Source organism: Pseudoalteromonas fuliginea, from assembly GCF_000690055.1.
Taxonomy (GTDB): Bacteria; Pseudomonadota; Gammaproteobacteria; order Enterobacterales; family Alteromonadaceae; genus Pseudoalteromonas; species Pseudoalteromonas fuliginea.
This window is the reverse complement of sequence record NZ_JJNZ01000297.1, coordinates 1-419: the sequence shown is the minus strand read 5'-3', so window position 1 is coordinate 419 and position 419 is coordinate 1. Positions and strand designations below refer to the sequence as shown.

1 protein-coding gene is annotated in these 419 nt (G+C 30.8%); it reads left to right on the top strand.

Annotation, left to right across the window (positions count from 1 at the left end; all coding sequences use genetic code 11):
* Positions 1 to 327, top strand: a 327-nt coding sequence (locus DC53_RS22900; RefSeq protein WP_033032859.1) for a Kae1-like domain-containing protein, incomplete at its 5' end; no start/stop codon positions are given.
* Positions 328 to 419 lie beyond the last annotated feature (92 nt).

Below are 419 nucleotides of genomic sequence, written 5' to 3'. Positions count from 1 at the left end.
AATCCTGATTTTGTAAAAGAAAATCTTGATGATATTTGCGCCTCTATACAACATACCATTATTAATATATTAATGGATAAACTAAAGTTAGCTGTAAAACAAACTGGTATTAAACAAATAGCCATTGGTGGTGGTGTATCAGCTAATAGCGGTATTCGCAACACTTTAATGGAAGGTGAACAAAAATATGGGTGGAAATGTTTTGTACCAAAATTTGAATATACTACCGATAATGCTGCAATGATAGGTATAGTAGGCTATCATAAATATTTAGAACAAATGTTTGACGATGCTGCTGTAGTATCTAAACCTCGTATAGCTTTATAAATTATGCAATTATTTTACAACGCCGATATAACTAATAACCAGACTACTTTTACTTTTGATAGAGAAGAAAGTCGACACATTGTAAAAGTATT